This is a genomic window from Kitasatospora sp. MMS16-BH015 (assembly GCF_002943525.1).
GTDB lineage: Bacteria > Actinomycetota > Actinomycetes > Streptomycetales > Streptomycetaceae > Kitasatospora.
In genome coordinates, this window is sequence record NZ_CP025394.1 from 8,916,721 (window position 1) to 8,935,819 (window position 19,099).

Below are 19,099 nucleotides of genomic sequence, written 5' to 3' on the forward strand. Positions count from 1 at the left end.
ACACGCCCGGCCACGGCCACCGACGGGCGGCAGGGCCTGACGGGCCGTAGGGTCGGGGGATGGGAGCCGTAGCAGAGTACGACCGACGGCTGTTCGGCCGACTGGCCCGCAGCCGACGCGCGGTGCCGGGGCTGCGGCGGCTGAGCCGGGCCGCCGACCACGGGGTGTTGTGGGCGGGGGTGGCCGGGGCGCTGGCGGTGAGCGGGGACCGGACGGCGCGGCGGGCGGCGCTGCGCGGGATGGGGGCGCTCGGGCTGGCCTCGGCGGCGGCGAACGTGGCCGCGAAGGCGGCGGTGCGCAGGCCCCGGCCGCTGCTGGACGAGGTGCCGCTGGTGCGGCAGCTGCTCAGGCAGCCGCTGACCTCCTCCTTCCCGTCCGGGCACGCGGCCTCGGCGGCGGCCTTCGCGACCGGGGTGGCGATCGAATCCCCGGTGCTCGGGCTGCTGGTCGCGCCGGTGGCGGCGGCCGTGGCGGCCTCCCGGGTGTACGTCGGCGTGCACTACCCGAGCGACGTGCTGGCCGGCGCCGCGCTCGGCGGCGGCCTGGCGCTGCTCACCCTGCGCTGGTGGCCGCGCCGCTCGGACGCCCCGGCGGCCGTCGCCCCGCCGGGCCTCGCGGCGCCCGCGCTGCCCGGCGGCCGGGGCCTGACCGTGGTGGTCAACCCGCACTCGGGCCAGAACGGCCTGCCCGCCCCCGTCCAGCCCGAACCGGTGGCCGACCAGCTGCGCGAACTGCTGCCGGAGGCCGAGATCCTGGTCGCCGGGCCCGAGGAGGACTTGGCCGACCTGGTGAAACGGGCCGTCGAGCAGGCCCGCGGGGCGGGCGGCGCGCTCGGCGTCTGCGGCGGCGACGGCACGGTCAACCTGGCCGCGACCGCCGCCCACCGCGCCGAGCTGCCGCTCGCGGTCTTCCCCGGCGGCACGCTCAACCACTTCGCCGCCGACCTCGGCGTGCCCGACCTGCGGGCCGCCGCCGAGGCGGTGGAGAGCGGCAGCGCCGTCGGGGTCGACCTCGCGATGGCCAACGATGGCGAGGAGCGGGCGTACTTCCTCAACACCTTCAGCATCGGGATCTACCCGGAGCTGGTCCGGGTCCGCGAACGGCACGAGAAGCGGCTCGGCAAGTGGCCCGCGCTCGCGCTGGCGCTGGCCGAGGTGCTGCGCAGCGCCGAGCCGACCCACCTGAGCGTCTCCGGGGTGCCGCGCACGCTCTGGCTGCTGTTCGCGGGCAACGGCCGGTACGAGCCCGCCGGGTTCGCGCCGACCCACCGGGGCAGCCTGGCCGACGGCCGGCTGGACATCCGCGCGGTGGACGGCAGCGCTCCGTTCGCCCGGACCAGGCTGCTGGCCGCCTTCCTGACCGGCACCCTCGGCACCAGCCGGGTCTACCGCGAGGCCCGGCTGACCACCCTCGACCTCACCGACCTGCGCGGAGTCACCGACTTCTCGGTGGACGGCGAGGTGCGGCCGGCGCCGGAGCGGCTCCGGCTTACGAAGCCGGGCCGCCCCCTCACCGTCTACCGGCCGAGCGTGGAGTGAGCGGGCTCAGTCCCGGTGCAGCCGGACCGGCAGGCTCTGGTGCCCGTTGGCGATGAACGAGGCCAGCGGCTTCAACTCCTCGCCAGGGACGGCCAGTACGATCTCCGGGAAGCGCTCGAAGAGGGTCTGGAGCGCCAACCGGGCCTCGATCCGGGCGAGTTCGGCACCCAGGCAGAAGTGCGTGCCGTAGCCGAAGGAGACGTGGTCGGCCCGGGTCTGACGGCTCGGGTCGAAGACCGCCGCGTCCGTGCCGTGCACCTGCGGATCGCGCCCGGCCGCCGCGAAGTTGACCAGGATCGCCTCGCCCTGCTCGAAGACCGCACCGGTGGCCTCGTCGTGGATCCGCTCCACGGCGAAGCGCATCGGGATGTTGGCGATCGGCCCCTGCTGGCGCAGGGTCTCCTCGACCACGTCCGCCCAGGCCACCTCGCCGGACCGGACCTTGGCCAGCTGCTCCGGGTGGGTCAGCAGGTTGACCACCGCGTGGTCGATCAGGTTGACCGTGGTCTCGTGCCCGGCGCCGATCAACAGCATAATGCTGTCGAGGAGTTCGCGCTCCTCCAGCCGGGAGCCGGTCTCGTCGTCGTGCGCCTCGATCAGGCCGGTGGTCACGTCGTCGCCGGGGTGCTCGCGCTTGGCGGCGACCAGGGCGCCGATCTGCTCGTAGAAGGCGACGGCGTGCCGGGCGGCCTCCTCCTCGGAGAGGTCGGTGGCGAAGACCCCGGTGATGGTGTCGCGGAAGGAGTCGTGCATCTCCTCGGGCACGCCGAGCATCCGGTTGACCACCAGCAGCGGCAGCCGCCAGGCGAAGTGGGCCCGCAGGTCGACCACCTCGTCCGGGTGCTTCTCCAGCTCGTCGAGGAGCTGACCGATCAGGCGCTCGATCTCGGGCACCAGGGCACGTGCCCGGCGGGCGCTGAAGGCGGCGGCGATCAGGCGGCGCAGGCGGGTGTGCTCGGAGCCGTAGGCGGTGAGGGCGTTGCGCACGTCCACCCAGATCCGCAGCGGCCAGCCCTCGGGCATCTCCTGGTTGACGTAGGCGGGCCAGTGCCGGTGGGCGTCCTTGGAGACCCGGGGGTCGGTGAGCAGCCGCTTGACGAGTCCGGCGTCGATGACGTTCCAGGCGAGGACGCCGCCGGGCAGCTCGACCCGGACGGCGGGGCCCAGCTCGCGGAGGCGGGCGGCCTCGCCGTGCAGATCCCGGGCCTCCGGGTCGAGTCGGAAGGGACAGCCGGTGGCGGTCGACGTGTTCAAGGTACTTCCCCCTGTGCAAGTGTGCGGCGGGCGACTAGCAGAGAGCTACCCGCTGAGAGCACGACGGTAGACGGTCGGTATACGACTTCGCCACCTCTGGGGCAGTCCGAGGTGCGAGAACGGGCACTATGTCAGATTGGTGCCGGTCCGGATCGTGGACAGGTCCCCTGGTCGGCAGTTCAGGGGACCTGTCGGTTCGGTGACGCTCCGTCGGGTCCGAGCGGGCCCGTGGGGCTCAGCCCTGGAGCGGTACGGCCGCCGGCCGGGCGCAGCTGCTCGCCACGGTCACGGCGCGGCCGGTGGCGGCGGCGGTCAGCAGGCTCTCCATGGTGTCGAGCACGTGGTAGGCGAGCTCGCCGCCCGCCCGGTGCGGCTCGCCGGCCGCCAGCGCCTCGGCGAGGTCGAGCAGGCCGCAGCCGCGCCCGGCTCCCCGGTGGCCGGCCAGCACGGGGACGCTCTCCCAGCCGGGCTCGCCCGCGCGGCGCAGCCCGACCGGGCCCTCGAAGTCGTTCGGGTCGGGCACCGAGAGGGAGCCCGCGCTGCCGTAGAGCTCGATGTGCGGCAGCCGGCCGCCCCACACGTCGAAGCTCATCAGCAGGGTGGAGAGCGCGCCGCTCTCGTGCTCCAGCACCCCGGTGACGTGGGTGTCCACCTCGACCGGGAAGGTGGTGCCGGCGCGCGGGCCGGTGGCGATCGTCCGCCGCTCGGTCGGCCGGGCGGCCAGGCCGGTGACCCGGCGGACCGGGCCGAGCAGGGTGACCAGGGCGGTCAGGTGGTACGGGCCCATGTCGAAGAGCGGTCCGCCGCCGGGCCGGTAGTAGAACTCCGGGTCCGGGTGCCAGAGTTCGTGGCCGGGGGTGACCATGAAGGCGGTGGCGGCCACCGGCCGGCCGATCGCGCCGGAGTCGAGCACGGCCCGGGCCGTCTGCAGGCCGGTGCCGAGCACGGTGTCGGGCGCGCAGCCGACCCGCAGGCCCGCCCGTTCGGCGGCGGTGAGCAGCCGGCGGGCCTCGGCGGTGGTGGCGGCGAGCGGCTTCTCGCCGTAGACGTGCTTGCCGCCGGCGATCGCGGCCAGCGCCACCTCGGCGTGCGCGGCCGGCACGGTCAGGTTGAGCACCAGGTCGACGTCCTCGGCCGCGCAGGCCTCGGCGGGCGTCTCGGCCCGCGCCCCGGGCAGCTCGGCCACCGCCTGCCGGGCCCGGCCCCGGTCCAGGTCGGCCACGGCCACCACCCGCACCTCGGGCCGCCCGCGCAGCGTGCGCAGGTAGGCACCGCTGATCTTCCCGGCCCCGACCACGGCCACCCGGAGCGGGCCCCGGTCTGCCGCCATGGCGAGCCGCCCCCGGCCTGTCGTCGGCTGCCCGGTCATCGGGTCGCCCACACCAGCCCCTGGCGGATCGTGGTGGCCACCTCGGGCACCACCAGGTCGGCCGGCCGGTGGCCGATGGTGGTGACGAACACCCTCCCGGCACCCCAGGTCTGGGTCCAGGTGACCGGGACGAGGGCGCCCGCGAGGGCGGGTTGGTCCGGGTCGGCGGTGAACTCGCTGACGGCCAGCACCTCGATGCCGGGCGCGAGGTGGACGTAGTACTGCTCGGTGGTCACCCGGTAGGGCCCGATCCCGGCGGTGGCCGGGTGGACGGCCCCGGCGGGGGTGGGCCGCACCTCGTAGGTGACGAACTCCGCTGGGTGGTAGACGAATTGTCCACCCGTCATGAGCTGGTAGTCGGTGTCCTCACGGAAGGCGTCGACGATCCCGCCGTGCCAGCCGGCGAAGCCGGTGCCCCGGCGGACGGCCGTGCGCAGGCCCGCCGACTGGCCGTCGGTGAGCCGCCCCATCGTCCAGCACTGCACCACGAGGTCGGTGGCCTCGAGGAGTTCGGTGTCGAGGTAGCTGTCCAGGCTCCCCGACACGGTCACGTCGTACCCGGCCCCGCCCAGCAGTTCGGCGCACCACTCGGCGGCGGCGACGGGGGAGTGCCCCTCCCAGCCACCACGCACGATCAGCGCCCTCGGACCCCTCGCCATCCACGCCTCCGCCCTCGCAGCCGTCCCCCGGCCGCGCCCGCCGCACCTCAGGGGCTACCGTAGCAGTATGTGCAATGTCACACATCACAAATGCCGGGGTCGGCCGAACCGAACCGCCGGTGGGACTCCTGGGCCTGGGCGAGACGCCGCAGGCTGAGCAGCACCGGCTCGTACAGCACGGTGAGCGCCACGGCGGCCTCCACCTTCTCCAGGGGCGAGTCGTACGGGTCGAGCGAGTCGAGGTCGTGCTCGGCCAGCCGGACGGCGGCCCGGGCGTAGGGCAGCAGGTGGGCGAGGTCGTGCGGGTAGCCGAGCCGGGCCAGGGTGGCCAGGGCGGCCAGCAGATTCCGGTAGGCCGAGGGTGGCAGAGCCTCCTTGTGCCAGCCCAACTGCCCGACCAAAAGCTGGAGTTCGACCTCGGCCCGGGCCACGTCCGGATCGTCGGCGGCCGGCTCGGGGCCGGGCGGCAGGGCGCCCATGGCCAGGCCGAGCCGGCTGTTCTGGTCGAGCTCCTCGTTCTGGAGGGCGGTGATCACCTCGCGGGCGGTGGCCACCGGCATCCGCCCGATCTGGATCAGGGCCCGGATCAGCCGCAGGCGCCGCAGGTGCTCCTCGCCGTACTCAGCCTGACGGGTGCTCACCAGCGCCCCCGGCTGCAGCAGTTGCTCGCGCAGGTAGTACTTGATGGTCGCGGGGGAGACCCCGCTGCGCTCGCTCAGTTCGGCCAGTCGCATTCCTCTTGCGCCTTTCATTGGATAGCGGCACTATCTTACTGACGGGAGCGGCGGGCGGCGAGCGCGCCCCCGCTCGGAGCACGCCACACCTCCACGGGGAGAGCGCCATGGCGACACTGATACCCGGACGCGTCACCGCCGCCCACGAGGGCGACATCGTCGTGTTCCACATCGGCATGCGGTTCAACAACTTCCGTGCGGTGCGCAGCTGGTGGCCGGTCTTCACCGCCATGCCGCGGATGCTCGCCGAGCTGGAGAAGCACCCGGCGGCCGGAATGCTCGGCTACCGCACCCAGCTCAGCCCGCCGCGCGGCCTGGAGATCGTCCAGTACTGGGAGTCCCGGGAGAAGCTGCTGGCCTTCGCGGCCGCCACCGACCGCACGCACCGCCCGGCCTGGGCTGCCTTCAACCGGGCCGTCCACCAGGGTCACGGCAAGGTCGGCATCTACCACGAGACCTTCCTGGTCCCGGCCGGCAACTTCGAGACCATCTACTACGAGATGCCCGCCCACGGCCTGGCCGCCGCCACCGGCCACCTCCCGGTGGGCCGGCGCGGCGAGTCGGCGGCCGAGCGGCTGGACCGCCGGGAGGAGCAGCGGGCGAGCTGACGGGGGTGCCCACCCGCTACCGGGGACGCCCTCGGGGCTCCGAGGACGTCCCCCTTTTCGCTGGATGCTCAGGCGGGCTGCCAGAGCTCGACCCGGTTGCCCTCGGGATCGACCACCCAGCCGAACCGTCCGATCCCCGGGAACTCCTGTGGCTCCCCGGCGAGTTCGGCGCCCTTGGCCCGCAGCTGGGCCAGCATCGCGTCCAGGTCGCGGACCCGGAAGTTGAGCATGCTCTGCTGGGCGGGGGAGCCGAAGTAGTCCGTGCCGGACTCGAAGGCGGCGAACACCGTCGGCCCGGCCGCCGGCTGCCAGAGACCGTTCTCGTCGGTGTCCAGCCCCAGGCAGTCCCGGTACCAGGCGCTCAGCGCCGCCGGATCCGCCGCCCGCAGGAAGTACCCACCGATGCCAAGCACTCGTTCCATGCGGTCATCCTGCCAGCCCGGCCGCCCGGCGCGCGGTCAGACCGCGCCGAGGTACGCCGACCGGGAGAGCCCGTAGACCGTGCAGGGCCGCGCCAGCACCTCGTCCTCGCGCAGCCGGTCGAAGCCGAGCCGCCGGGCGACGGCCACCGAGCTCTCGTTCCCGTGGTGGATCATCGCCGTGATCAGGTCGAGCCCGAGCGTCTCGAACCCCCACTCGAGCATGCCCCGCGCCGCCTCCGTCGCGTACCCGCGCCCCCAGTGCTCGCTCGCCAGCGTCCACCCCAGCTCGGTCTCGCCGTAATCCGCCCACCAGTTGAGCCCGCAGCGCCCGATCCGCTCCCCGGTGGCCACCAGCTCGATCGCACAGAGCCCGTGCCCGCGCTCGGCCCACTGCCCCTCGATCAACGCCAACCGCTCCGCGGCCCGCTCCAAGGTGTAGGCCCCCACGAACCGGTTCACCTCCGGATCCGCGTGCAAGCCCACCCACCACTCGGCATCCGCCACCCCGAGCGGCCGCAACCGCAACCGCTCGGTCTCCACCACCACCGCAGCACCCAGTCCGTCGATCATGCCGCCACCCTACGACCACGCCCCCGAACCACCGGGCGGCGGCCCCGCTCGAACGGCTGGCCTCCCGGCCGTCGTCGACCAGCTACCACTGTCGTTGGCTGAGGTCATGCGTCCGGAGAGGTGGACATCGGCCCCGGTGAAGAGGGATGACTGGATCGACCATCTGCGGCGCACCGAGGCCCACGGCGGGTTCCGCGTCGAATGCCCTGGCTCACTGTCGGCGATCTACCGGCCGGCGCCCGATCGGCTTCAACTCCCTTCCGGTGACTGCCTCTTGATCGACGGCTCGCCCGTCAATCCGCCTGCCGCCCGTGCGCTCGGGCTGGCCGCGATCGACCACCACGAGGCCCCTTCCACGGTGCTGATCCTGGAAAACCTCTTGCGCACCGGGGAAAGGCCCGGGATACGATCATCCCGATGACTACTCAATCTCTCCGTGGATTGGGGGCTCCGTCCGCGCAAGGTGAGTGCTGATGCATCCTCACCTCCCGGACGGCGACCCTCACCTCTCCCGCTGGCTGCGCGTGCGCGAGTTCGCCGTGCCGCCCACCATGATCGAGACAGCGACGGCCCGGCGGCTCGCCGGTGACTGGGGCGGTGCCTGCGCCGCAGCCCGCTTCGACCTCGATCTCGACCTGCGTACGGTGGCCCGCGAGCACGGGCGGCAGCTCGCTGCCCAAGTCCGCAGCGACCTGAGGGTGTTGGCGCCCGACCTGCTGCGCTGGCACCTGCCCAGAACGGCCCCGGACGGACGGCTGCGCCCCGGCCTCAGCATCTCGCTGGCCAGGTACCAGCTGGCCGAACGCCCCCGTGGCCGACCCGAGTCGGCGTACCTGGTCGCGCGGACCCCGCCCGCCTGGGCGGACGCCGGCCAGCGGGTCAGCCTCGCGCTGCGCACCCCTGACTCGGCCCGGCAACGGTTCGGCCGCTACCCGCACCCCAAGCCCAGCCGGCGCTTCCGCCTGGACCTGCACCGCCATCTCTGGGACGCCGGCAGGTCGGGCGAACTTGCCTCCAGAGCAGGGGTGTTGGAGCCAGCAGAGAACTGTGGCCTGCCACCTGGGCTGGCCGTGGACCGGTGGGCCGAGGAGGCGGCGCTGCTGCTGAGCGCCGAGGGCCGGACGGACGGCACCGTCGCCGTCCGGCTCGGCACGCGCAGCCACCTCACCCTCCGGCACGGGCAGATCCAGCCCGGGGTCGAACCCGGCGCCGCACCCGTCCTGCCGGAGGCCGCCACCTGGCGGCTGCCCGATCTGGACCTGCTCCACCACGGCCTGATCCGCCCCGACCGCCTCCACCCGCTGGTGGCCGCCGCCCTCTGCCCGGATCGTTCGGCGCCCGGCACGGCGCACCCGTCCGACCGACCCGCCGCCTGGCTGGTCGAGTGCCGGGGCGCGACCCACCGGATCGACCTGGTGGACGGCGCCCTGGCCGTCCTCGACCACGCGCCGGAGGAGCTCCACCGGGAGGAGTTGCTGCTCGCCCTCGGCGGCCCGCCGCTGCCCTGCCTCCAGGCGATCGACCAGGCGCACCGCCACCCCGAGGACCTGGACGCCGTCCGCGCCCGCCTCGACCACGGGGATGCCGCCGGTGCCCTCGCCCTGGTGGAGACCCTGCTCGGCCCGGCGGCCGTGCTGCGCGCGGGCCCGCTCCGGGACGAGCTCGACACCGCCGTCCACCGCAAGCTCGTCCACGGCCTCTTCCGCGCCGGCCTCACCAGCCACACCCCGTACCAGGTCTGCCCGCGCACCCTGCGCCGCCCGAGCCGCCGCACCCCGCGCGGCTGACCGCCCCCGCGCACGACACCCCCGCGCCGTAGCGGCCCGGCCCCGCCGAGGGCTCCGCACCCATGCCCGCGAACCCCAGGCCAACGTGCCCCCGAACCCCGAAGGTGATCACCCATGCCCAAGCACAGCTCCACCCAACTCGAGCTGGCCGACGAACTGTTGACGCTCCTGCGAGCCGCCGGCACCGAACCCCGGGCCGACATCCAGCTGGAGGCGCTGACCCTGGCCGTCGCCGCCGACCTGCCCGTGCTGCTGCGGGGCGAGCCCGGCATCGGCAAGACCGCCGCGCTCAACCAGCTCGCCGAGGCCCTCGGCCTGCCGCTCACCACCGTGATCGCCAGCGTGCACGAACCCTCCGACTTCTCCGGCCTGCCCGTGATCGGCGAGGACCCGGCCCAGCAGGGCGTCCCGCTCGCTCCGCCGGACTGGGCCGTCCGCCTGGTCCGGGCCGGGCGCGGCCTGCTGTTCCTGGACGAGCTCTCCACCGCCCCACCGGCCGTGCAGGCGGCCCTGCTGCGGCTGGTGCTCGAACGCCGGATCGGCGCGCTGCAACTGCCCCCGGGCGTCAGGATCGTGGCGGCAGCCAACCCGCGCGCCTCGGCCGCGGACGGCTGGGAGTTGAGCCCGCCGCTGGCCAACCGGTTCGTCCACCTGCCCTGGGTGCACGACCCCGAGGTGGTGGTCCGCGGCCTCGGCGGCACCTGGCCCAAGGCCGTGCTGCCCCGGCTCGACCCCGACCGGCTGACGGAGGCGGTCGCCCACGCCCGCCGCGGCGTGTGCGGGCTGCTCACCGCCCGCCCCACCCTGGTGCACCGCCTGCCCGAGAACGAGACCCGCCGGGGCGGCCCCTGGCCGTCGCCCCGCAGCTGGGAGATGACGCTCCGGCTGACCGCCTTCGCCGAGGCCGCCGGGGCCGGCCGGGACGTGCTCTCCCTGCTGGTCCGGGGGACGGTCGGCGACGGGCCCGGCCTGGAGTACCTCAGCCACCTGGACCGGATGGACCTGCCCGACCCGGAGACCCTGCTCGCGGACCCGGCCGCCGCCGTGCTGCCCGAGCGCGGTGACCTGCAGCAGACCGCCCTGGACGGCGTGGTGGCCGCCGTCCGGAACCGGCTGGACGAGCAGCGCTGGGACGCGGCCTGGGCCCTGCTGGCCCGCGCCGCCGCCACCGGAGCCCCGGACGTGGTGGTCGTGCCCGCCACCACCCTGGCCAGCCTGCGCAAGCCGCACTGGACCGTCCCGCCCGTGATCGAGCAGCTCGCCGGGGCCGTCACCCTCTCCCTCGAGGCCGACCGGGCGGCCACCCGGGTGGCCGCCGCCGAGGCGGGCAGGGCCGCCGAAACCGCCCGCGCGGCCGAGGCCGCCCGCCTCGCGGGGTTCGCCCGATGACCCCACCCAGCAGCCTCCGTCCCCGACCCCTGCCCGCACCACCCCCGCGCCGCCCGACCGCCCCCGGTACCGTCCCCGCCCCGGGCACCGGTGCACCAAAGGTCCCGCCGCCCACCGACATCCTGCACCCGGGTGACCGGGCCAAGCTCCTCGCCGCCCGCCTCCAGGCGGCCCGGGCCCGGCCCTACCTCGCCACCGCGCTGTTCGCCCTGCACCTGGTGGAGTCCAGCCGCGTCCCCACCATGGCCGTGGACCGCTACTGGCGCTGCTACGCCTCCCCGCTGTTCGTCGCGCAGCGGTCGGTGGAGGAGCTGGCGGCGATCTGGGTGCACGAGGTCTCGCACCTGCTCCGCGACCACCACGGCCGCAGCGACCGCTACGCCCGCTCGCGCGGGCTGAGCGGCCCGGGCGAGCGGCTGCGGATGAACATCGCCGCCGACTGCGAGATCAACGACGACGTGTACGGCGACGGGCTGGCCGAGCCCGCCGACATCGTGCTGCCGGGCCAGCTCGGGCTGGCCGAGGACCGGTTGATGGAGGAGTACCTCGACCGGTTCGGGCTCGGCCGGTTCACCGACCGCTTCGCCTGGCTGGACTGCGGGAGCGGCGCCGACGGCGTGGAGCGGGAGTGGGAGCTCGGACCGCACGGCGCCCACGGGCTGAGCGAGCAGGAGCGGGACGCGGTGCGGTTCCGGGTGGCCGAGGGCATCACCGGCCGGCCGGGCAGCGCGCCGAGCGGGTGGCGGCGGTGGGCGGAGGAGGCGTTCCACCCGCCGCAGCCCTGGCGGGAGCTGCTGGGCGCGGCCGTCCGCTCGGCGGCGGCCGGCCAGGGGGCGGGGGAGGACTACAGCTACGGCCGCCCGTCCCGGCGGGCCGCCGGGATCCCCGGGGTGGTGCTGCCGAGCCTGCGGCGGCGGCCGCCCAGGGTGGCGGTGGTGATCGACACCTCCGGGTCGGTCAGCGACGCCGAGCTGGGCAGCGCGCTGCTCGAGGTGGCCGCGATCTCCCGGGCGGTCGGCGGGGCCCGCGACCGGGTGACGGTGATCCCGTGCGACGCGGCCGCCCCGGCCGTCCACGCGCTCTGCCGGGCCGAGGGCATCCCGCTGGTCGGCGGGGGCGGCACCGACCTGCGGGCCGGCTTCCGCCGGGCCCTGCGCGGCAACCCCCGCCCGGACGTGGTGGTCGCGCTGACCGACGGCCAGACCCCCTGGCCCGCCGAGCGGCCGCCCTGCCGGACGGTGGTCGGCCTCTTCCCCCGCCCGATCGCCTACACCGAGCAGGACCCGGACTACGTCCCGGACCGGCCGCCCGGCTGGGCCCGGGTGGTGGAGATCGACGGCAGGTGATCACACCGGAAAGCTCTTCAAACCGGAACCGGATCCCGCTACGTTCGAGGAGGGATCACCATGACCCGGGGAGTCAGCACATGCAGCAACACACCGCCGTGATCGGCCTCGGCGCGATGGGCGCCGCCGTCGCGCGGCGCCTGCTGGACCAGGGCCACCGGGTCACGGTCTGGAACCGCACCGCCGCCCGCGCCACCGCCCTGGTCGAGGCGGGCGCCGTCCTCGCGCCCACCCCCGCCGAGGCGGGCCGCGGCGCGGCGGCGGTGATCGTGGCGGTCACCGACCCGGCCGCGCTGCGCGAGGTCACCGAGGGCCCCGAGGGGCTCGCGGCCGGGGTCGCCCCGGGCACCGTGGTGCTTCAGCTCTCCACCGTCTCGCCCGCCGCCGTGGCCAGCCTCGCCGAGGTGCTCCCGCCCGGCGCCGAGCTGCTGGACGCCCCGGTGCTCGGCAGCGGCGCCGAGGCGGCCACCGGCAAGCTGCGGCTGCTGGTCGGCGGGCCGGCCGAGACGTACGCCCGCAGCCTGCCGCTGCTCGCAGTGCTCGGCACGCCCCTGCACACCGGCCCGCTCGGCACCGGGACGGCCGCCAAGCTGGTGGCCAACAACGCGATGTTCGGCGTGCTCGGCCTGCTCGGCGAGTCGCTCGCCCTGGGCAGCGCGCTCGGCCTGCCGCCGGAGGCACTGTACGAGGTGCTGGCCGTCACCCCGCTGGCCGAACAGGCCGCCCGCCGCCGCCCGGCGATCGAGGCCGGCACGTACCCGCCCCGGTTCGCCCTCCCGCTGGCCCGCAAAGACGCCGACCTGGTGGCCGAGGCCGCCGGTGCGGCCGGCCTCGGCCTGCCGCTCACCGAGACCACCCGGGCCTGGCTGGCCACCGCCGAGGCGGCCGGCCACGCCGACCGGGACTACACCGCCGTCCTGGCCCACATCATCCACAGCACCTCGGAGGCCCGCCCGTGACCGTCGTCATCGCCCACCTGAGCGACACCCACCTCGACGGCGGCCCGCGCAGCGCCGAGCGCACCCGGGCGGTGCTGCGCTACCTGGACGGCCTCCCGTACGACCTCGACCTGGTGCTGGTCACCGGGGACGTGGCCGACCACGCCACCCCCGAGGAGTACGCGCAGGCGCGCGAGCTGCTCGCCTCCCGGCACCCGGTGCTGATCGGCCCGGGCAACCACGACGGGCGGGCCGCCTTCCGCCGCCACCTGCTCGGGCTGCCGGAGTCGTCGGCGCCGGTCGACCAGGTGCACCGGGGGGAGGGGTTCGTGCTGGCGCTCTGCGACTCCTCGGTGCCCGGGCGCCACGAGGGCCGGCTGGAGCCGGCGACGGTGGACTGGCTGGCCGGGGTGCTGGCCGAGACGCCCGCCGAGCTACCGGTGCTGGTCGCCTTCCACCACCCGCCGGTGGAGCTGCACACCCCGTACGTGGACCCGATCCGCCTGCTCGACCCGGAGCCGCTGGCCGCACTGGCCACTCGCCACCCCAATCTGGTGGCCTTCCTCTGCGGCCACGCCCACACCGCCGCGGCCACCACCTTCGCGGGCCGCCCGCTGCTGGTCGCACCCGGCGTGGTCAGCACCCTGCGGCTGCCCTGGGAGCCGCAGGAGGGCCCGGAGCACCACGTCCACCTCGACCTGCCGCCGGCCGTCGCCTTCCACCTGCTGGAGCCCGACGGCCGCCTCACCACCCACTTCCGGGCGGTGCCGGTGCCCGGCTCCTGAGGTGCCGTCGGCGGAGCGGCGTGTTTGCCTGCTGATGGGCGCAGAGCCGGGCGGCCGGCCCCGAGGAGGCCACCCGGCACCCGCCCCGCCGCAGGGCCCCGGCACGCCGAAGGAGCGCCATGAACGCCACCCCGTCCGGCCGCACTCCCGCCGGAGCGACCGCCTCGGCGGCCGCCCCGGGCGCCGAGCAGGAGCGGGCCGCCGAGCGCCGCCGGATGCGGGCCCTGGCGGTCTGCCTGCTGGTCGGCTTCATGAGCCTGCTCGACGTGTCGATCGTCAACGTCGCGCTGCCCTCGATCGAGCAGGGCCTCGGGGCCAGCGAGGCCGACCTGGCCTGGGTGGTCTCCGGCTACGCGCTCACCTTCGGCCTCACCCTGGTGCCCGCCGGGGTGCTGGGCGACCTCTGGGGCCGCCGGACGGCCTTCCTGACCGGCCTGGCGCTCTTCACCGTCGCCTCGGCGGCCTGCGGCCTGGCACCCACCGCGCTGACCCTGGTGATCGCCCGGCTGGTCCAAGGCGCGGCCAGCGGTCTGCTCGGGCCGCAGATCTCCGGGCTGATCCAGGAGATGTTCACCGGCCCGGCCCGGGCCCGCGCCTTCGGGTACTTCGGCACCACCGTCGGCATCGCCACCGCCGCCGGCCCGCTGGCGGGCGGCCTGCTGATCAACGCCGCCGGGGCCTCGGACGGCTGGCGCTGGGTGTTCTTCGTCAACCTCCCGATCGGGGTGGTGGCTTTCCTGCTGGCCCTGCGGCTGATCCCGCACAGCGGCCGGCGGCTGGCCGCCGCCGAGGGCGCCCGGGGCCGGATCGACTGGGTCGGGGTGCTGCTGCTCGGCGCCGGGCTGCTGGCGATCCTGCTGCCGATGGTGCAGGAGCAGCAGTGGAAGAGCGCGGCCAAGTGGTGGCTGATCCCGCTGGGGGTGCTGTTCCTGGCCGGCTTCGCGCTCTGGGAGCGGGGCCGGGCGCTGCCGCTGGTGGACCTCTCGCTGTTCTCGATCCGCTGCTACCGGTACGGCGCGCTGCTGGGGATGCTCTACTTCGCGGGGTTCACCACGATCTTCTTCATCTTCACCCTCTACCTCCAGCGCGGCCTCGGCTACAGCGCCCTGGAGGCGGGGGCCGCGATCACCCCGTTCGCGCTCGGCTCGGCCGTCTCGGCCGCCTTCGGCGGGCGGCTGGTCAGCGAGCACGGCCGCACCGTGGTGATCGTCGGGTTGGTCGGGGTGATCGCCGGCACCGGCCTGTCCGCGCTGGCCGTGCACCTGGTGCCCGGTCAGAACGCCGCGTACGCCACCGCCGCGCCCCTGCTGCTGGCGGGAGTCGGCTCGGGCCTGGTGATCGCGCCCAACCTCAGCCTGGCGCTCTCCCGGGTGCCGATCGAGCGGGCCGGCACGGCCGGCGGCGTCATCCAGACGGCCCAACGGCTGGGCACCGCCACCGGGGTGGCCTGCGTCAGCGCCGTCTTCTTCGCCCACCTGGCCGACACCGGCAGCTGGTCCGGCGCGTTCCAGCTGGGCGTCCTGGTGGCGATCGCCTTCGAACTCTGCGCGCTGGTCTGCGCCGTGGCCGACGCCCGCAGCCGCGACCGGAACTGAGCCCGCGCGGGCCCGGTCCCGGTCGCGGGGTGCTCAGCGGTACTCGTCGTGCCCGGCGTCGCCCAGGTCGTCGAGGACGGCGTAGCCGACCGCCTCGTTCAGGGTCTCGTCCGGGCCGCCGTCGTCGAGCACGGCGGCCGCGTCCCGGTCGGCGTCGGTGAGGTGCACGGCGGCCTCCTCGGCGCTGGCCGCGCCGCCGTCCGGGCCCAGGTCGAAGCCGATGGTGTCGGAGGAGTCCCGGACGAGCCGGCCGGCCCGGGGAGAGGGCCCGTCCGCCCAGCGGTCGTCCACCGACTCCGCGGGCTCGTCCGGCTCCTCCTCGGCCAGCAGCTGGTCCAGCGACTCGCCCCGGCGGGCCTCCGCGGCCGTGGTGCCGAAGGCGAGCGAGGCCCGGTAGCGGTTGGCGGTGACGATCCCGGTGTCCAGCGGATCGTCGTCCAGCCGGTCGGTGAGCAGGGAGTCGGACGGCTCCAACACGCCGTCGTCCTCGGCCGGGGGCGCGTCCTGGTCGTCCCAGTCAGTCATGTCGGGCACCTCCGGGTGCGAGTCGGTCGCGGACGGCGGGGGCGGCCCCGCAGGTCACCCCACGGGCGCGCGCCAGTACCGGCCCGCAGCCCCATCGTTCGCACTCCCCGGCGCCGCCGCAACTGAGCGTGACGCCCGCGCCCGCCCGTTCGCCCGATCGACCGGGGTTGACCAGCGAAGATCACGCAGAGCGAAGGCCGACCGGCCGACCCCCTTGGCCCAGCCGGGTGGAGCCGGCTCGGCCGGTTGTCGGTGGTGGCTGCCAAGCTGACGCCATGGACGAGGAACAGCTCAGGAGAGGCCGCGTCTACGGCGCCGACCACGACAGCGCCGACCCGGGCCCGCAGCCGGGCCACAGCTACCGTGAGCTGGTGGCCGGCCCGCTGGACGGCCTGCTGCTGGACGTGACCGGCTGGCCGGCGCAGGACTTGGCCGACGGCGCCGCCCTGGCCACCGAGATCGGCGCCTACGGCTTCGGCGGCCGGGCCTGCTACGCCCCGCGCCCGGGCGACGCCCGCCACTGGGACTGGACGGGCGACACCGCGGGCTGACCAGGGCTCACCCCCTGGCGGCCTCAGACGCTGCTGCGTAGCGGCTCCCGCGGCTGCCCGACGGCCCGCACCACGCGGTCCGCCCGGGTCTGGCGGACGAGCGCGGCGGCGGCGCCCGGCCAGTGCGGGTGGGTGAAGGAGAAGCCGGCCGCCAGCAGCCGCCCGGGCGTCACCCGGCGGCTCTTCAGGAGCAGTTCGGTGTCCGAGCGGGCGGCCAGCGCGCCGAGCTCGGCCATCCAGCGGGTGGCCGGCAGGCCGAACGGCACGCCCGCCGCGTGCCGCAGCTCGCGGACGAACTCGCGGTAGGGCAGGGGAGCGGGGGCGGCCAGGTTGACCGGGCCGGTGAGCTCGGGGTGCTCGACCAGGAAGTCGAGGGCGCGGACGAAGTCCTCGCCGTGGATCCAGGACATGTACTGCCGACCGCCCGCCACCGGCCCGCCCAGGCCCAGCCGGGTGAGCCGCAGCAGCGCCTCGAAGGCCCCGCCCGGCTCGTGGCTCATCACCATCGAGGTGCGCAGCGCCACCTTGCGGGTGTACGGGGTGTCGGCCAGCTGCTGGGTGCGCTCCCAGGCCCGGGCCAGCCCGACGCTGCTCGACCAGTACGAGGGCACGTCCGGCTCGGCGCCGCCCAGCAGGCCGGTGTCCTCGTCGTTGGGGGCGTCGAAGCGGTGGGCGTAGATGGTCGCGGTGCTCATCTGGAGCCAGAGCTTCGGCGGCCGGTCGGCGATCGCGATCGCCCGGCCGATCGCCTCGGTGGAGTGGATCCGGGAGTCCCACATCTCCTGGACGTTGGCCTGGTTGTAGCGGCAGTTGACGCTGCGCCCGGCCAGGTTGACCACCAGGTCGCTGCCGTCCACGGTCTCCAGCCAGCGCCCGGGCCCGCGCCCGTTCCAGCCCACCTCGTTGGGCCGCACCGGCTGCCTGGTCAGCACGGTCACCTGGTGACCGGCGGCCGTCCAGGCCCGTTCGAGCAGCCTGCCCACATGCCCGGTGCCCCCGGGCAGCACGATCTTCATGCCCACTTCCCCCGTTCTCGGTGGCCACAGCCTACCTAGAATTGAACGCGTTCAAAACCGCCCCGACCCAGTCGGACCCGGCCCGGAAACGCCCCGGGGCGGCCCCTCCAGGAGGGACCGCCCCGGACTTCACTCACCAAGACTCACCAGAAGTCCGGAAGGTTGTACCGGTAGGTGTTGGTGGAGTGCCAGTGGTGGTTGCCGTCCACCCAGGCGGCCACCCCGCGCAGGAAGCGGAACACGCTCGGCACCGGGCAGGAGGCGGCCAGCGCGGCCGCGGCCGCCTCGAAGTCGTGCATCAGGTCGTTGTGGACCTCGATCGCCTTCAGGTACGCCTCGCGCTCGCCCAGCTGCTCCTGCTCGGCCAGCACCACCGGCAGGTTGAGGTGCTTGCCGGGGCTGGCGAGCTCCTTGGTGTACGAGTACAGGTCGTTGACGATGGTGGTGGCGTTGGAACCGAGCGCGATCACCCGCTGCATGGCCGGCAGGGCGTGCAGGTCGGCGGGCAGCTCGTAGCCGCCGACGGTGTCGGTGATGGTCGGGCAGGGGCGGAAGTTGTTGAACTGGCGCATCGCCAGGTACTCCCAGACCTTCGGCACGTACTCGGTCTGGCTCCAGGCCGCCTCGGCCAGGTAGCCCAGGTGGAGCCGGGCCATGTCGTGCCGGAAGCGGTCGGTCTGCGAGGGGGTGGCCGCCTTGCTGAAGTAGTCCATCGCCGAGCGGTAGGCCCGGCGCGGGGCGTCCTCGTGCAGCGACTCCTGCCAGTCCGGGTGGTACTGACCGGTGGTGTGCAGCGGGTCGAGCGTGGTGTGCGCCATCAGCAGGCGCCCGCCGAGCCCGATCGGGGAGCCGCCGTGGTCCTCGCAGTAGCAGTCGTCCACCACGTTCTCGGCCGCCATCAGGCGGGTGGCGAGCATCAGGTGGTCGACCGAGGGCGCGTCCGGGTGGCAGGCCACCATGTACCGCCCCAGCGAGAAGCCGTCGAACTGGTCCTCCCACTCCGGCGGGAAGAGCTGCACCTCGTCCACCGCCCAGGCCTTGGCCCGGCGGCCCACCTCCGCCACCCGGGCCTCGTCCGGCTCGGGGATCGGGTGGTAGTAGAGCCCGGGAATCGGCTGTCCCGCCGCCGGGGCCGGCTGCTCCGGGCGCCGGCCCAGCACGCTGGTCGTACCGAGCCCGCTGGGCCCGCGCATGATCCGGTCGATCGCGCTCGCACTCACGCCGCCACCCCCTGGCATTCGACCGTACGGCCGTTCGAGAAATACCGCCGACTTCCCACAGAGCACCCGCGATCGGGCATTTCGCTACTCCTTGCGTGCACTGGTCCGAGTCCTGGACCCACCCCACCAGCGCCTATGCGACAGGGTCTCGTTGATTCGCCTATGCGGCAGCAGGGCAGGCGAGTTGGACCCACCCCACCAGTCACGAGGACACAACTTACCCAGCAGCCCGCCGCGAAACCGCCGATCGCCGGGCGAATCGGCGCGCGGGGAGGGCGCGCACGCGGGGAAACACTTCATTTCGTATGAAGAGAATCATTCGTTGCTCCGTGGTCAATCCGACAGAAGTACGATCGAAAATCCCTTCGAGCCAGACCGCGAACGGAGACCGCCGACAGGAGACCGCCCCAGGGCACCGCCACAACGGCCCAGTCCGGCAGTGCCGCCGGCCCGGCCCTGTGGAAGGGTGGAGCGGGGGGCCGACCGTTCGCGAAGAGACTCACCACGAGGCTCGCGGAGAGAGGAGCCACGACCATGTCGTCGAAACGCCGCCGGAAGAAGAAGGCCCGCGCGCGGCGCGGCGCCAACCACGGCCGCCGTCCCCAGTGCTGAACCCTCATTCCTGACCCGTTCACTGCTCGGCCTGAACGGCCGCCGGCACCCCCGCCCAGGGGGTGCCGGCGGCCGTTGCGCGCGGTTGAGCCACCGTCAGCCGTCGAGATCGGCGCCCACCGCCCCACCCGGCGCTGACCCGGCGACACCCCCGGGCGCGGGGCGGCCGTTTCGGGACTCC

General features: G+C 74.8%; 18 protein-coding genes and 1 pseudogene. 10 read left to right on the forward strand and 9 right to left on the reverse strand.

The window, feature by feature from the left end:
• The first annotated feature begins 59 nt into the window (after window positions 1–59).
• Window positions 60–1,538, forward strand: a complete 1,479-nt coding sequence (locus CFP65_RS38360; protein WP_104820493.1) for a bifunctional phosphatase PAP2/diacylglycerol kinase family protein — start codon at window positions 60–62, stop codon at window positions 1,536–1,538.
• 6 nt (window positions 1,539–1,544) lie between these two features.
• On the opposite strand, the gene CFP65_RS38365 is transcribed toward CFP65_RS38360, so the two are convergent.
• The 4 genes from CFP65_RS38365 to CFP65_RS38380 form a co-directional block, all read right to left on the reverse strand.
• Window positions 1,545–2,792: a cytochrome P450 gene (locus CFP65_RS38365; RefSeq protein WP_104820494.1), complete on the reverse strand. Its 1,248-nt coding sequence runs from the start codon at window positions 2,790–2,792 to the stop codon at window positions 1,545–1,547.
• A gap of 235 nt (window positions 2,793–3,027) precedes the next feature.
• Window positions 3,028–4,122, reverse strand: a complete 1,095-nt coding sequence (locus CFP65_RS38370; protein ID WP_104821427.1) for a Gfo/Idh/MocA family protein — start codon at window positions 4,120–4,122, stop codon at window positions 3,028–3,030.
• A gap of 35 nt (window positions 4,123–4,157) precedes the next feature.
• On the reverse strand, window positions 4,158–4,820 hold the full coding sequence (locus tag CFP65_RS38375) for a ThuA domain-containing protein (RefSeq protein ID WP_104820495.1): 663 nt from the start codon (window positions 4,818–4,820) through the stop codon (window positions 4,158–4,160).
• 77 nt (window positions 4,821–4,897) lie between these two features.
• A complete protein-coding gene (locus CFP65_RS38380; protein ID WP_104820496.1) occupies window positions 4,898–5,554 on the reverse strand; it encodes a MerR family transcriptional regulator in 657 nt (218 codons plus the stop codon).
• 107 nt (window positions 5,555–5,661) lie between these two features.
• Here CFP65_RS38380 and CFP65_RS38385 point away from each other — a divergent pair, with 107 nt between their 5' ends.
• Window positions 5,662–6,162, forward strand: a complete 501-nt coding sequence (locus CFP65_RS38385) for a DUF4188 domain-containing protein (RefSeq protein WP_104820497.1) — start codon at window positions 5,662–5,664, stop codon at window positions 6,160–6,162.
• A gap of 68 nt (window positions 6,163–6,230) precedes the next feature.
• Here CFP65_RS38385 and CFP65_RS38390 read toward each other — a convergent pair whose 3' ends face one another.
• Window positions 6,231–6,584 (reverse strand): VOC family protein, encoded by a 354-nt coding sequence (locus CFP65_RS38390; RefSeq protein WP_104820498.1) that lies wholly within the window; start codon window positions 6,582–6,584, stop codon window positions 6,231–6,233.
• Between the two features lie 36 nt (window positions 6,585–6,620).
• Window positions 6,621–7,154 carry a GNAT family N-acetyltransferase gene (locus CFP65_RS38395; protein WP_217368234.1) on the reverse strand — a complete coding sequence of 178 codons (534 nt, stop codon included), beginning with the start codon at window positions 7,152–7,154 and terminating at the stop codon, window positions 6,621–6,623.
• Window positions 7,155–7,290: 136 nt separating this feature from the next.
• Here CFP65_RS38395 and CFP65_RS39565 point away from each other — a divergent pair, with 136 nt between their 5' ends.
• The 7 genes from CFP65_RS39565 to CFP65_RS38425 all read left to right on the forward strand — a co-directional run bounded on the left by CFP65_RS39565 (window position 7,291) and on the right by CFP65_RS38425 (window position 14,994).
• The gene (locus CFP65_RS39565) at window positions 7,291–7,575 is read left to right on the forward strand and encodes a hypothetical protein (RefSeq protein WP_158702589.1); all 285 of its coding nucleotides are present in this window, start codon (window positions 7,291–7,293) and stop codon (window positions 7,573–7,575) included.
• A 52-nt stretch (window positions 7,576–7,627) separates the two neighbouring features.
• Window positions 7,628–8,941, forward strand: a complete 1,314-nt coding sequence (locus CFP65_RS38400; protein WP_104820499.1) for a hypothetical protein — start codon at window positions 7,628–7,630, stop codon at window positions 8,939–8,941.
• 114 nt (window positions 8,942–9,055) lie between these two features.
• Window positions 9,056–10,330: a MoxR family ATPase gene (locus tag CFP65_RS38405; protein ID WP_104820500.1), complete on the forward strand. Its 1,275-nt coding sequence runs from the start codon at window positions 9,056–9,058 to the stop codon at window positions 10,328–10,330.
• The gene (locus CFP65_RS38410; protein ID WP_104820501.1) at window positions 10,327–11,676 is read left to right on the forward strand and encodes a VWA-like domain-containing protein; all 1,350 of its coding nucleotides are present in this window, start codon (window positions 10,327–10,329) and stop codon (window positions 11,674–11,676) included. The genes CFP65_RS38405 and CFP65_RS38410 overlap by 4 nt, the downstream gene beginning before the upstream one ends.
• Before the next feature lie 80 nt (window positions 11,677–11,756).
• Window positions 11,757–12,635 (forward strand): NAD(P)-dependent oxidoreductase, encoded by an 879-nt coding sequence (locus tag CFP65_RS38415; RefSeq protein ID WP_104820502.1) that lies wholly within the window; start codon window positions 11,757–11,759, stop codon window positions 12,633–12,635.
• A complete protein-coding gene (locus CFP65_RS38420; RefSeq protein ID WP_104820503.1) occupies window positions 12,632–13,399 on the forward strand; it encodes a metallophosphoesterase in 768 nt (255 codons plus the stop codon). The genes CFP65_RS38415 and CFP65_RS38420 overlap by 4 nt, the downstream gene beginning before the upstream one ends.
• 119 nt (window positions 13,400–13,518) lie before the next feature.
• Window positions 13,519–14,994, forward strand: coding sequence for an MFS transporter (locus tag CFP65_RS38425; RefSeq protein ID WP_104820504.1), 1,476 nt, complete (start codon window positions 13,519–13,521; stop codon window positions 14,992–14,994).
• A 33-nt stretch (window positions 14,995–15,027) separates the two neighbouring features.
• Here CFP65_RS38425 and CFP65_RS38430 read toward each other — a convergent pair whose 3' ends face one another.
• Complete coding sequence (locus CFP65_RS38430) at window positions 15,028–15,519, reverse strand: DUF5709 domain-containing protein (RefSeq protein WP_104820505.1); 492 nt, start codon at window positions 15,517–15,519, stop codon at window positions 15,028–15,030.
• Between the two features lie 275 nt (window positions 15,520–15,794).
• Between CFP65_RS38430 and CFP65_RS38435 the strand changes: the two genes are divergently transcribed.
• The gene (locus CFP65_RS38435; protein ID WP_104820506.1) at window positions 15,795–16,070 is read left to right on the forward strand and encodes a hypothetical protein; all 276 of its coding nucleotides are present in this window, start codon (window positions 15,795–15,797) and stop codon (window positions 16,068–16,070) included.
• A 23-nt stretch (window positions 16,071–16,093) separates the two neighbouring features.
• Here CFP65_RS38435 and CFP65_RS38440 read toward each other — a convergent pair whose 3' ends face one another.
• Window positions 16,094–17,086, reverse strand: a complete 993-nt coding sequence (locus tag CFP65_RS38440) for a TIGR01777 family oxidoreductase (protein WP_104820507.1) — start codon at window positions 17,084–17,086, stop codon at window positions 16,094–16,096.
• 143 nt (window positions 17,087–17,229) lie between these two features.
• Window positions 17,230–18,297, reverse strand: a pseudogene (locus CFP65_RS38445) (family 2 encapsulin nanocompartment cargo protein terpene cyclase); the annotation flags it as partial.
• Window positions 18,298–19,099: the final 802 nt, after the last annotated feature.